General features: G+C 33.3%; 8 protein-coding genes. All 8 read right to left on the bottom strand.

Annotation, left to right across the window (positions count from 1 at the left end):
- Window positions 1–33: 33 nt before the first annotated feature.
- Window positions 34–1,620 (bottom strand): bacillithiol biosynthesis cysteine-adding enzyme BshC, encoded by a 1,587-nt coding sequence (bshC, locus tag MTQ00_RS17680; RefSeq protein ID WP_273650499.1) that lies wholly within the window; start codon window positions 1,618–1,620, stop codon window positions 34–36.
- 14 nt (window positions 1,621–1,634) lie between these two features.
- A complete protein-coding gene (locus MTQ00_RS17675; RefSeq protein WP_273650498.1) occupies window positions 1,635–3,533 on the bottom strand; it encodes a putative porin in 1,899 nt (632 codons plus the stop codon).
- 107 nt (window positions 3,534–3,640) lie between these two features.
- Window positions 3,641–5,023, bottom strand: a complete 1,383-nt coding sequence (locus MTQ00_RS17670) for a RagB/SusD family nutrient uptake outer membrane protein (protein ID WP_273650497.1) — start codon at window positions 5,021–5,023, stop codon at window positions 3,641–3,643.
- Window positions 5,024–5,096: 73 nt separating this feature from the next.
- Window positions 5,097–8,078 carry a SusC/RagA family TonB-linked outer membrane protein gene (locus MTQ00_RS17665; protein ID WP_273650496.1) on the bottom strand — a complete coding sequence of 994 codons (2,982 nt, stop codon included), beginning with the start codon at window positions 8,076–8,078 and terminating at the stop codon, window positions 5,097–5,099.
- A gap of 313 nt (window positions 8,079–8,391) precedes the next feature.
- On the bottom strand, window positions 8,392–9,042 hold the full coding sequence (locus MTQ00_RS17660; protein ID WP_273650495.1) for a hypothetical protein: 651 nt from the start codon (window positions 9,040–9,042) through the stop codon (window positions 8,392–8,394).
- A 30-nt stretch (window positions 9,043–9,072) separates the two neighbouring features.
- Window positions 9,073–9,876: a hypothetical protein gene (locus MTQ00_RS17655; RefSeq protein ID WP_273650494.1), complete on the bottom strand. Its 804-nt coding sequence runs from the start codon at window positions 9,874–9,876 to the stop codon at window positions 9,073–9,075.
- 17 nt (window positions 9,877–9,893) lie between these two features.
- Complete coding sequence (locus MTQ00_RS17650) at window positions 9,894–11,501, bottom strand: RagB/SusD family nutrient uptake outer membrane protein (protein WP_273650493.1); 1,608 nt, start codon at window positions 11,499–11,501, stop codon at window positions 9,894–9,896.
- Window positions 11,502–11,520: 19 nt separating this feature from the next.
- Entirely contained in the window at window positions 11,521–14,388 is a 2,868-nt protein-coding gene (locus MTQ00_RS17645) for a SusC/RagA family TonB-linked outer membrane protein (RefSeq protein ID WP_273650492.1), read from the bottom strand.
- Window positions 14,389–14,527: the final 139 nt, after the last annotated feature.

Genomic DNA, 14,527 nt, shown 5'->3' with positions numbered 1-14,527 from the left:
ATAATTATAATTTACAAAAATACTCCTTTAAAATTAAATGGCAACAATTATTAATTTTGATTCTTGAACCACCATTTCTTCTAAACAAGTTTCAAGCCATGAATATCCATAATCAGCGAAAAATACACTAAAATTATAAACCCTTTCCTGCCATGTTTTAGAAGGATGTACGTTTAAAAATAAATTTTCCAACCTTTCAAGCAATTCACTTTGTTTTATCTTTTCTGCATGAAGAAGTCGCTTTTTCATCCTTTTGTAAGATTTGAGCTGTCTAATTTCTTCCGCCTTAACCATATTTCCAAAAGATTTCTCGGTAGTTTCGGCGATAGACCGTAATTCAGAAAAGCTATTGATCAAAAGAGATTCTTTTTCTTCAAGTAACCTGAGAATACTACTATTATCTAAGATCCTGTTGTTCGTAATAGCTGCAAAATTCTGAAAGAAATCATCAACTTTCAGATCAAGCTTATCTATTTTTTTTAATACTTTCTCCTGTAAGAACAACATTGAGTTTCGGGGAATCAAAACAGGAAAAGGGATATCTATTTTAGTAAAATAGTCTTTTAACTCAAGCCAATACATAATTTCTGCATTACCCCCGATATAGGCTAAATTAGGCAATACTTTTTCCTGATAAACCGGACGCATTAATGCATTAGGGCTAAATCTTTCCGGGGCTTTATCCAACTCATTTAAGATCTCTTCCTTTGTAAACCGGATGGGAGTATCCACCACACTATAATGATCTCCTACCAATTCTATCCGATCTCTCGTGTCAGAAAGGTAAAACAAATTAATTTCCCTGGGATTCACCTGAACCTTTCCATATTTATCTGTGAGAAATTTCACTTTTTCTTTAGAAGCATGATATAATGCAGAATGAATTAACTCTTCCCGGAAAATTTCTTTGACCTGATTTTTCAATATGCCTGAATCCCCATCAATGATTAACAAACCAAACTCTGAAAAAAGTCTGTTCACTAATGTCTTTATAGCTTCTGTAAGAGTATTCCCGACTTTGTAAGCTTCTTTAAGCATTAAAATAAGCTCTGTCCCAAAAACAGAATCCTTAAATTCCTTTTCAAACTCAGAAATGAAAAATGTATCGCTTATCTGAATTCTCCCGACAGGTCCACCAGACTTTTCATTAATTTCGTAATAATTATTCTCGGTTTTGAAGTGATTGATCTCAGCAAAATCGTGATCTTCAGAAGCCATCCAATATACAGGAACAAAATTAAAGTCCGGAAAATTAAATTTTAAATAAGAACAAGTCTTAATAGTTTGTAAAATTTTATACACAAAAAAAACAGGCCCCGAAAAAAGGTTTAGTTGATGACCTGTTGTTATAGTAAAAGTATCAGGAAGCTTTATGTTGTTTAAATTTTCCCTTTGCTTTTTAGAAAGTATGAGTCCGGATAACTGTTGTTCAAGAGCGGTGGATAATACCACTCTCTGTTCTGAAGTAAAAGATTCTTGTTTTAGATGAATTTTTTTTCTAAAATGGTCTAATGAAAATGTATTTTCTTCAAAACCCTCAATTTTATGATTTAAAAAATCTTTTATTAACTGAGGTATATTTTCTATATCATTAAATGATATTTTACTGATTGTTTTCAACTGGTGTCATGATTTTAGTTGAACAAATACCAAACAATTCCAAGGTTCAGTCTAAAATCATAAACCGGATAATGTGGAAATGCATAGGCTTTATTAGATGAGATAAGTGTACCTATCTGTTGCCCTTCAATAAAGAAGAACATTTTTTTAACTTTCATATTGATATAAACATCGGCAATAGGCTGTCCCCCGATTGAAAATGAATCCGCTCTTGGTAAAATGTATTCGTTAAGTATCGGAAAATATTCTCTTGAAGCAAACTTTGAGAAATAGTAAACTTTCAGTCCAGCTTGGATTTCTGCAGCATTTTTAAACGCTTTGGTCTGATAAAAGAAATTAGCACGGCCTATAAATCCAGGCATCGGATACAAATCTTTATTTGTTAGCGCGTTCTGAAACTGCACTCTTGTATTTAAATGATATTTACCAAAACTGAATGTAGCATCTCCTCCGATCTGAGAAATATTCAGCGACCCTTGACTTTGTTTAGGCATTGATGCCGCATCGAGATAAGTAAAATTGTCTATTCTGAAATAATTAACAAACAATTCTGTTTTAAACCATTTTAAATTAATATTCCCACCAATCTCAGTTATCGATTGGTTTTTAACATTCTGAAGGTAATAATTAAAATTATTATAAACAGAAGTATTCAAAAGATAATTAAAAGAAGGATAAGCACTCTGGAAATTTACTTTAGCATTTACAAAGTAATCTTTGATCGGTTCAAATTTAATGTTGTTAGTAGTTTTTACATAAGTTCCGAACTGACTTCCATTAGAAAATTCCGCAAATGAATTAAGCTGGATTTTATCTAAAAGCTTTATCTGTAAGTTTCCTACTGCTCCAATTCTATTCTCTTTAATCTCATTTGGAATCTGTAATGTAGGCAGAGTAACTTGCGTTGCTCCAAACTTTATCATTTGATAACGCACTCCTGCATCCAGTTTGAACTTTTCATTATCCCAAACCAGACTAACAGTATTGCTTAGATTATTGGAATATTTCTTTGTTGAAAGAGGAAAACCATTAACGATTTCGGCGGGTGTATCGTACCAATACCCTTCTAAAGCATTTTGAGAGTAATAATATTTATTCCCTTGGTTAAAAATGGTATGCCTGATCCTAAAAGGAAATTTTTCAGCGTTAAAAGGAGTAAACTGATGGCTTAAATAATATCTTCTGTATCCAAATTGCGAACTTGAAGATGCAAGATTCACTTCTGCATTGATTCTGTTTCTGAAATCACTGTTCCCACTCTGGAACAGATCATCAGCCACAATTCCTCCGTTTTCCTGATTATTAACATTTTGATGCAGGTAATGAGCAAATAATTCATAATTTCCGCTCTTACTTAGATAGTGTCCAGAGAATAGTGTATTATTATTAGCTGCCAATGAGTTCCTGTAAAGACCTTGTGATCGCAGTCCCATATATTCCAAAGCAAAATTAAATCGTTTCCCAATATTTTGGGTGTAGGTAGATCTTAAAACCGCTCCGTTCTTTATAGAATTATGATAAACAAAAGTTGCTGTTGGAGTTTTTACGTCATAATATTTCACGTCATTAATCCCAATAATTCCATAAGATTTATTGGAAGGCAACAGTGAAAGATCCTGCTCTGCATTTACCTCATAAGAAAGAGGATTAAATCCAGCTCCCACATTAGGAAATTGAACTCTCCCAAAGTTATCTTTATTGTTATATTGTGAAAAGACGTATGTTTTTTCGTAAGTCATCACCGTATCAAATATTTTCTTTTCAGAAAATTGAGTCTGATAAAGATAATCATTGATGGTAGGTTTGAATATTTTTAAAGAATCCTTCTTTCCAGAGTCAATAACTAAAGTATCCTTGTCTTTGACTGGATTGGTCTTTTCAGTTGAGGATGGTTTTACCGTTTGTGCTCTCAAAAAAAAGAGCAGATCAATAAACAAAAAAAAATGTACTTCATAAGATTTTATGAAGTACAAATTTAATAATTATTATTTAAGATTTTCTCTTATATAAAAATTTGATGTTAATTAGGATTTTGAACAATATTTGGGTTAGTATCTATTTCTGCCTGCGGAATTTGCCATAAAAATTTGTTAGAATTAGCAGGATAGGTAAGTTGTCCAAATGTTGGATGATTAGTCCCTGTATATACTCTATTTAATCCAACACCTAATCGCTTCATATCAAACCAAGCACAACCTTCACCCCACATCTCAATTCTTTTTTGAGTCGTAATCTCAGTTATTAATGCTGCACCAGTATTAGTAGATGTTGTATAAGAAGCATCTCTAGCTTGTGTAATTTGGGCAAGTACAGCCTTAGCTTGAGGCTCATTTCCAGATCTAGCAAGCGCTTCTGCTTCAATATAATACATTTCAGAAGCTCTTAAGTAAATATAATCCCCATCAGTAACGGTAGGATCAATAAATTTAAGATTTGCATAAGCAGGTAACGCAGGATAACTAGGATTTCCTCCAGGTGCTACAAAAGCTTTTTTCCTATAATCAGTAGCTGAGATATTATCATATAATCTTTTATCGATTAATTTATAAATTCCAAGCCCTCCTGCATATCCACTGTTATTAGTATTATCAAAGTGTGCAAAGAAACTTGCTACGAAAGAAGTATTATCACCAGTAATAACAGCTCCCCACATAGCATCAGTTGTTTTTGTTAGATCATAGAAACCATTACGCCAATCAGCTTCTGTCCCTAAAGCGTAACCCTGTTTAGCAGCATTAGCATTTTGTGCAGCTTGAGAATATTTACCCATTTCAAGGGATACTTGAGCTAGGAAGCCTTGAGCTACAGATTTATCTACTTTTTCTCTATTTGGTCTTGTGTAACCCGTAAGCAAATCAACTGATTTCAAAAGATCACTCTCTATTAAAGAATAAACCTCACCAACTGAAGATCTTGATTTCCCTTCAAATCCAACAGTAGTATATATAGGAACACATAAGTCTGAAGTATGTCCAACATAAGTAGGCCCATATATTCTTGCTAACATAAAATAAGAGAGCGCTCTTAATGCATACGCCTGTCCTAAAACAGATTTATTTTGATCATTTACTCCTACTTTAGTAATTGTATTAATAATTGTATTTGTAGATTTAATTTGAAGATAATAAGTATTCCAAGGAAGAAGAGATCTACTATTTGTTTGAATAATTCCCGTATAATTATACCAGCTAGAATACCAGCTAGATTTAGTCATGACATTATCATTTGACATCATATCCAAACCTGCAAGAATGGATTTATGACCATAATCTTCGTGATTTCCGCCATTAGTATTACCAAAGGTTCTAAATCCTGTATATATACCATCCAATAGCGCTTGAAGACCTGCAGGGGAAGTTGCTAACTGCTCTTCATTAATAGTTGATTGAGGTTTTGTATCCAAATAGTCATCACTACAACTTGTAACAAATAAAGAAGATACTAATAGTGAATATATTGCTATTTTTTCATTTTAATTAAAATTTAACTGTTAAACCTAAAGAGATTGTTCTAACAACTCCATAATTATTCAAAGAAAGGCCATTGTTAGCAGAAGCACCTATACTAGCCAATCTAGGATCCATTCCCTTTCTTTTACTCCACATTGCAAGGTTTGTTCCATAAAGACCAAATCTAAGTCCAGAAAGACCTTGAGGCAAAATACTTTTATCAAAATCATAACTAATAGAGGCATCTTGTAAACTGATATAATCAGATTTGATTAAGAATAAATCAGAAGCAGCCATTTGGTTCGGTCTTGATAAGTCTAATGCTGGAAGTGGTGCATCAGTATTGGTAGGTGTCCAAGTGTTATAAACATCCTTATGATAATTTTGTCCAATATTATCTGGTCCTGAAGGAAGCATTCCTTGGTAAACATTATCATACATATAACCACCAAATTGGAAAGCAAAATTAACTGCAAGGCTTACCCCTTTATAGCTCACATTAGTTCCGAAACCACCGTATGCTTTAGGATTTAGAGTTTTATCACTCAAATATAATTTTGCTTTCGTATAATCATTAGTAGTCACCTTATTTCCAGAAGCATCATCCATATACCATAAAGCATCACCATTTTCCTTATCAACTCCGGCAAATTGTCTTAGGTAATAAGTATACGCTGAAGATCCTTTATCAAATTTGAAAATACCTGATACAAAACTTGCAGGTAAGAATGTAATCTCATTTTTATAGTGAGTTGCGTTAGCAAATAAATTCCAAGTAAAATCCTGATTATTAATAATACTTGCATCTATTGAAACTTCAACTCCTCTATTTTTCATATCTCCAACATTCGTTGAAATAAATCTTGTCCCAGTAGAAGATGGTAATGGTTTGTTATAAATCATATCCTTCACCCCTCTTTCAAAATATTGAGCATCAATATTAATCCTGTTGAAAAGACTTAATTCAAAGCCAGCATTAAGGTTTCTTGAAACCTCCCACTTAATATCTCTATTTCCTTCGTAAACTTGCACAATTGTTGCATTTCCTTGAGAATCTGGAACAACTTCATATTGAGATTCATAAGCATAATAATTTCTTCCATATCCGAAATATGTTCTATTATTAAGGTTTACATTCCCAGCATACAAGATATTATCGTTTCCTTGCTCCCCGTAACTTGCTTTAAGCTTTAAATTTGTTACCACTTTATTTCCTTTCAAGAAATTCTCATTAGTAGCAACCCATGCTGCTCCAAGTCCGAAAAAGTTACCCCATCTGTTTTCTGGAGCAAACACAGAAGAACCATCTCTTCTAAAACTTGCATTTACAAAGTATTTATTATCATAGTTATAGTTAACTCTTGAAAGATAACCTTCTACTTTATATAAATCGTTAAACCCATTTAATGCGGAATATTTAGTTCCATTACTTAATATTGGAAGATCTGGAATTGCAATATTATTTTTAACTCCCGCTATCATCTTGCTGGTAAAATCGGAAGTTTCATGACCAACCATTGCACTTATACTATGTTTTCCAAATGTTTTATTCCAATTTAATAATTGCTGATTGGTCACAGTATAATCATTTGTTGTTGCATTAGTAATAGTACCTCCATACCCTGCAGCATCACCACCAATGTTATTAGAATAATTAGTGTAATAGCCACTTAATAAATCATACCCTAAATTATATGTGAAGTTGAAATCTTTAAGGAAATTCACAGAAGCATAAGCTCTACCACTTAAATTATCCTCCGAATTTCTTTTAATATCTAATAAAGTAGTTCCATATGGATTTAAAGTTCCACCATAAGGGCGGGCTAATCCCATTGGTCCAGTAAGAGTTCCAAAGTCATATACTCTTTGACCGTTAGAATCAAGTATAAAACCTCCATTTGTATTTCTTGCCCATATCGGATAAATTGGAGCAATATTCCTTGCCCAACTGAAAAGGTTACTATACTGGCTAGATGAAGCACCTTGGATAGGTGCATTTTGTTCAGTTCTAGCATAGTTTAAATTAACACCAACTTTAATATCAGAAGTAAGTCTTAATTCATTATTTAATCTAGCTGTATACCTATCAAATCCAGAATTTATAACATACCCTTCATCATTAAGATAACCAAAAGACAAGTAAGTATCATTTTTATCAGAAGAATTAGCTATATTAATGTTATATTCTTGACGAACTCTATCTTTAAATAGATTTTTGTTCCAATCATCATGATACAACAATTTTGCATTTTTATTAATTTTCCCTGTCGCAGGGTCTATAATCTGATTATCAGCGACATTATAATTATTATAAACCAAATAATCAGGGATCATTGTGTTTATTGCATTTGTCACGGCATTACCCATCGACATTCCTTTATAAACACCATCAGTTACCAATCTATTATAGAAAACTTCATAATATTCTCCCGGATCAGTAATGATATCATATTCTTTAACGGCTCGTGAGTTCACCCCGAACTTAGTGTCAAAAGTAACTGAGAACCTACCTTTTTTAGCTTTCTTTGTTGTAATAAGGATAACCCCATTTGCACCTCGGCTACCATATAATGCGTTTGCTGATGCATCTTTTAAAAATGAAATGGTTTCAATATCCTGATTTGAAATCGCATTAATATTACCATTAAAAGGCACCCCATCGACAACATACAAAGGATTATTTGAAGAAGAAAGAGATCCAATACCTCTAAATCTAACCTGCGGAGGATCTCCTGGTTGTCCCGAATTAGCGGAGATTTGTACCCCACCAACCTTTCCGGTTAAAGATTGAACAGCATTTGATGCCTGAGCATCCTCTAACTGTTTTGCATTAATTGTCGTAATTGACCCTGTAATACTCTGCTTTTTCTGAGTACCATAAGCAACAACAACAACTTCTTCGATCTGCTGCTCTTTAGTAACAGAATCTTTTTTTGTTTTCTGTGCAAAAGCTGTATGCCCTAAAAAAAACAATGCGCCAGCACTTAATACACGTAATTTCACATTCATATTAACAAATTTTAATATATTTAAGAGAGCAAATATGTTAATAAATATTAATACTGGCAACTTTTTAATTTGGCGATAATTATGATAAATACGATATATAAAAATTAATATTTTACTTCGTACATTAAAATTTAACAAAAAATAACATTTAACATTTCAATAAAACAAATTTTCCACAGTTCAAAATATCTTTAACAAACATTTATCATCCTTAAAAATATTATTTAGAATTATTATAAATTATCAGACGGTTATAAATTCCAAAGGAGCCTATTTTTCAATAGGCTCTTCTGAATTTATTTGTATGCTTAATTTAACCAGCAATAATGCTTAATAAACTATTAAGATCATCAATATTTTTGAATTTATTTTTTTTAAAATTTTGATCTAATTCCTCGGATTTATTAGGAAATAATGCTTTAATTTCATCTTTTTTCAATGGAGTAATTACCTTTTTAGCCATATCAAACAAAAAATAATCTGGTTTAGTTCTTGAAAACTTCGGGGGCCTAGCTTGATCATAGGTATTCTCCGCAACTTTTCCTGGCGTAAAGGTTATATTCTCTTTTCGAACAATTACATAATTATTTTTATCCGAAGAGGAATCAATATAATATTTCCCATTAATCAATCTCACAACATATTCATTATTGATTTTAAAATAATCAGCCTCTTCTTTTGGAATTTTATAATATTTATCATCATTCTTTAAGATAATTTCATCATTATAGATATTATATCTTAAAAGAAAAGCTCCACTCTCTCCTTTAATCATTGATGGCAAAAACTCTTTTTCTAAAAAAGGAGACCCATCATAATTATCATTATCGGCACTTTCTCCAACGCCAATTTTATTAACCGAATTAGACAACAATCTATTGTTATTAAGATTGTAAAGCACAGCACTTTGCCCAAAACAGAAGCTAAAGCCTAAAAATGACAATATAATTCCCGTCTTTTTCATTTTAAATATTTTCTTTTTTTATTGAGGTTGTTAATTTCCTACAAACGCTTCTTTTTTGTTTCCGTAAGCCGCCGTAGTACCTTTAAGGTAATAATTCCCATACACAGTTAAAGTCTTTGTACACGGATTAAATGATGAAACTTGTGAAGCATCAGTAGATTGCTTAACCCAAATAGGAGCTCCGGCATATGGAGCAGCACTATAGTTTGATCCCGTATATTGATCCGGAATAGTAACTACATATGTATCCGGATTATAATTTAACACCAAATCTATACCTACGTCTAAAAAGTCCTTTACCTTCAATTGATTCGTCGTTGACGATTGAACAATATCATAATTTCCATTTGGAGTATTCCAAAAAGCCTCTGTATTTTTAAAATTACCATTCATCAACGTAGCCGAGCATTTCAATGACATACTCATTGTATATGTTTGATAATCTATAATAGCATTCTGAATAGAATTCGATTGTAATTTAAAAACAGCTTTTTTAGCCACACTGGTCGCTCCGCTTTCCAACAATCGCACAACGAAAACTCCATTAACCTTACCAGAAGGATTATCAGTACCTTTCACAAGTTGGAAATCAACTCCTTCTTTTGCAGTTGAACTTGGATCTAAAACTAATTTCACCTCCTTATCTCCAGATACCTGCGAAATTGTTCCATATTTAACTTCAACATCTTTATGTCCACTACCCTGTTCTATTAACTGATCCGAACCTGCTGTTACAAAATGTAAATATGGCTCACCTTCGTAATGAATTTCATCATTTGTACATGACATAACAAGACAAACAAGAAATAGATATATATACTTTATTGTTTTCATTTCTAAGTTTTTTTTAATTAATACCCAGGATTCTGTTGAATTGTTGGATTTCCTTGCAGCTCAGCTCTTGGAATAGGCAGCGACCTCATACGATAATCATTAATTGGTATAGTCACCGGGATCGTTTTCACATCGTCTGTGGGATCCCTATCAATAGCCACTCCAGCAATTGCCCCCAATCTCTTTAAGTCTAAATATCTATGCCCTTCCAAATAGAGCTCTTTCCTTCTCTCCAAAAGGATATCAACATATGCCTGCTGTTTACTTGAATATACCGGTAAATCCACAGGACCCAGGTAGTTACGCGCATCCCTAACATTCTTTATAAGTGTTGCAGCCGTAGTGAAACTACCTTCTTCAACAGCGCATTCAGCTAAAATAAAATACATCTCAGATAACCTGAAAATTGGAATATCGTTTCTTAATACATTCTGACTTAAAACCTTTTCTCGTGTAGGGTCTGTAGGAATTGGATCAGGCGCCAAAGTTGCTCTGCCAGGATATTTATCTATCACAAGCACATCCAGAGCTCTGTAATTATCTATAGTCGCGTAATTGGAATTAATTACAGCAGTAGGATCAATATAGGCAAACCTCCTAATATCTCCAGGAGTACTAGCATACAGGTTAAAAGTTTTTCTACCCATATCATACAAAATAGATCCATTAGCCTGCGACGCATTGGTTGCAAACAGAGTTACAATATTTCCCCAGCTTTGAAGTTGCGGCCTGTTTAAAGAAAATATTAATTCTCTCGGATTACCAGTATCTGTATTATTCCACATTTTAACGTATGGATTCTTGGAAGTATATGCATTCAGATCTTTATGAGCCTGATTATTTTGAGCCAAATTACCTGGATTAGGAGGACTTGCCACCGTAAGTGATAAACCAGAAGTATTTAACACCGCCTGTGCCGCAGCTTTAGCTTGAGGATACATACCTCTGTATAAATAATACCTTGCTTTAAAGGCATTTAAAAAATTTTTCGTAATCCTGTAATAATCACCACTGGTTGTCAAATTACTTTCTGCAAAGGCGACATCCGCATCAATTAATGCAAAAATTTGAGAATTCGCAACCCTTGGTTTAGTTTCTGTCAACTCAGGGACATCTTCTATTAGCATAACCCCTAAAGCATTAGGATCTTTCATGTCTGTAGAAAAATAGGACAAAAGAGTAAAATAAGAAAATGCTCTTATTAGTCTGGTCTGCGAAACCACATTATTATATCTAGCTCGTTCAGACTCTGCCGGCACTATACCCTTGGCTCCTACCAAAAGCCTGTTAGCCCTATTTATTGTTGTATAATTCCCGAGCCAGATACCAGAAGTAGGCCCATTAGTAATATCAAGGTAAAATTGATGAGCACTAAGTGCCAACTCAGAATTCTGAGGCCCCATCCCCAACTCATCAGTTATTTGAGCAGATAAAAATAAATTATTGGTAATATCTAAACTAGTATATACAGCACCATTAAGGTATTTATCTAAATCGTTTGTATTAGTGAATGTCGACTCACCATTCAGTTCTCCCGCCTGCGTGATATCCAATGCATCATTACAAGAAGATACACTTACAATAACAGCTAAGGATAATATTGTTGTTTTAAAAATACTTTTCATATTGAATAATTAATAATTACTAAAAATCTAAATTAGCTCCAATTGAGAACGTTCTTGGGTTTGGATAAACACTTAAAGGAAATGTACCCAATCCCTCAGGGTCATACCCTCTCCATTTTGTCCAGGTAAAAATATTTTCACCTTGAATAAAGATTCTAGCAGCCTTCAGTATAGATTTTTCATTAAAGAATTTTTTAGGCACATTGTACCCTAGAGTTACATTCTTCATCCTCAGGAAGGATGCATCATACAGAAGTCTATCAGTAATGCTAGACATGGGCGCATTTAACGAAGGAATATCTGTATTAGTGTTAGTAGGGGTCCACGCATTAAGCAAATCAGCAGAAACATTATTTCCAGCACGCATATATGATGGATTTAATGCCCATGCCAACTGATTGTCTGATCTCCAGAACTTAGCTTGGAATGAGAATAATGCATCTAAGAAAAACCCTTTATATTCACTATTAAAGCCAAAACCTCCCGTGTACTTTGGAAAATAGTTTTTCCCCGTTTTTCTTCTGTCTTTATCTAATGCTTGTTCTGATACATTTCCGTTTGAATCCAAATATAACTCATTTCCATTATTAGGATTCACCCCTAAATAAGGCACTAGATTCCATTCATTGATGCTACCTCCTTCTACTAAAAGTAAAGATCCTGTACTTACTGGAATTGACAGTTTTTTAATAGTATTTTTATTATATGAACCGTTAGCAAATATTGTTAACTTATAATCTGATTTGTTAAAAATATTATATCTCAGCACCGCTTCAAAACCTTCATTTTTTAAAGCTCCATAATTACCTCTATAAGTATATTGACTGGTAATTGCTGATGAAGGAATATTATAATAAAGCATATCGGTATCTTTTCTGTAGACATCAAAATTACCTTCCAGCCTATTCTTAAACAATTTAAAATCCAACCCGAAGTTTGTTTGTTTAACCTCTTCCCATCGAAGTGTAGGATTTGCTATATTACTAACAAAATAACCTGAAGTGTTGGAATACCCATTTCCAACCACATTCAAATCCCTTGTAATACCAGTTCCTAAAAGCATAGGATTCGTATCATCTCCAGCCGCAATTACGTTAGCATTCCCTTGGGTACCATAAGAAGCTCTCAACTTCAACATATCGAATATTGATCCCTGCATAAAGTTTTCTTTATCAATATTCCAACGTCCTCCGACAGACCAAAACGTTCCCCATTTATTACCAGGAGCAAATCTATAACTACCATCCCGTCTTAATGTTCCACTAAAACCATATTTATCTTTATAATCGTAATCTGCCGTTGCAAAATAAGAAAGGGAACCAGCAGTAGCCTTAAATGCCGAAACCGATGGTAGATAAATATTTCTCACAGGATCGAAAGCAATATACCCGACACCTGACCCAATCGCAAATGATCTTGGATCTAAACCATTTTGAGTTTGACTACTTGAATAGAAATGAACCTTATTATACTCTAAATATGCTCCTACTCCAATAGTATGATCTCCTAATACTTTATTATAATTAACGCTAGAAACTGTAGTAAAGTTCAGCTCTCTGGAGTTACCAATAGTCTCACTACCTCCGTACTCTGTCCCATTTGTTGCAGCAACCACCAACGAAAGATACCCATTAGGATTTCTTCCTGCCATTGAATTCCCTATTTTAACATCTACCCCCGTTCTATTATTAAGCGTAAAGTCATCTGTAAGTTTGTAGGATGTAGTTACATTAGTGAAAATAGAAGTTTCATTGAAACGCCCAAATACGGACTGATCACCCCTAAGTACATCCTCAAGAATGTAAGCAAAATTACCCTCCGCTCCGGAATTAGTCCCAATTGCATTAAATAAATCGCGACCATTAGCATATTGCCCAGAAGCAATATAAGGCAAAGCCAGAAAAGATCCTATTAATGGATTTTGAACATAATTTCCATTTATACCCGAATTACTTTCTTGATTCAGCTGTTTTCTAGCAGAATACCCCAAACCAACTATAGCAGTATAATTAAACCTCTTATCAGCTGATCTACCTGTGATATTATTTCTAAATGTAAATCTCTTAAAATTAGTATTCGGAACCAAACCTCCTTGCTCCAAATATCCTAATGATGAATATACCGATGTATTTTCACCACCAAAAGTTGCAGAAACATTATGTTGCTGGGTTACATCTGCCTTAAAGAAAGTTTTTTCCCAATTTGTATTAATTGGATAGTTTGCAATTTCTTCATCAGTAAGCTTTCCCCCTGTAAGACTTGTTTGATTATTATTTTTTTGAATCCTAAGTAACTGCTGAGCATTTGCCATATTGTATTTGTTTTTAGGCATAACACTAACCCCAGTCATAGTACTATAGCTTAATCTCAATTTTGAGTTAAACTTACCTCCTTTAGTTCTAATCAACAATACTCCATTTGCTCCCCTATTTCCATAAATTGAAGTCGCTGCCGCATCTCTCAAAATTGAGATAGATTCTATATCCTCCGAATTTAAATTCCTAAACTGATTAGCCCCAGTAGGAACCCCATCAATAATCACTAATGGCTCTGTATCTGCCGAAAGTGATGAAATCCCTCTAATAACCAGATCAATTTTTGCAGAACCAGGAGAACCCGAATTAGACGCAATAGTAACACCAGGAGCAGAACCTTGTAATGAGTTTAGAAAACTAACATTTGGTCTGTTCTCTAAAACCTCCGCATTTACAGTAGTATTCGCACTGACATCCTTAGGCTTAGTTAAAGTTCTATTGTACCCTAAAACTACAACCTCCTCAATATCTTTTGATTTGATTGTATCATTTTTTTTAACAGTTTGTGCATTATATAGGCCACATATAAAAAACAACGCGCCAGCACTCACCACCCGTAATTTAACATTCATATTAACATATTTTAATATATACAAGACAAATATGTTAATTAATACTAATATTTACAAATACATTAAATTAATAATATAAAACAAATTTAACTTTAATTCAAAAATCACATTAAATTGAATAATTATTTATAATAAAAAC

The organism is Chryseobacterium sp. B21-037, from assembly GCF_028570785.1.
GTDB lineage: Bacteria > Bacteroidota > Bacteroidia > Flavobacteriales > Weeksellaceae > Chryseobacterium > Chryseobacterium proteolyticum.
Note: the sequence above shows the minus strand (reverse complement) of the source record. Positions and strands in the feature narration are given on the sequence as shown.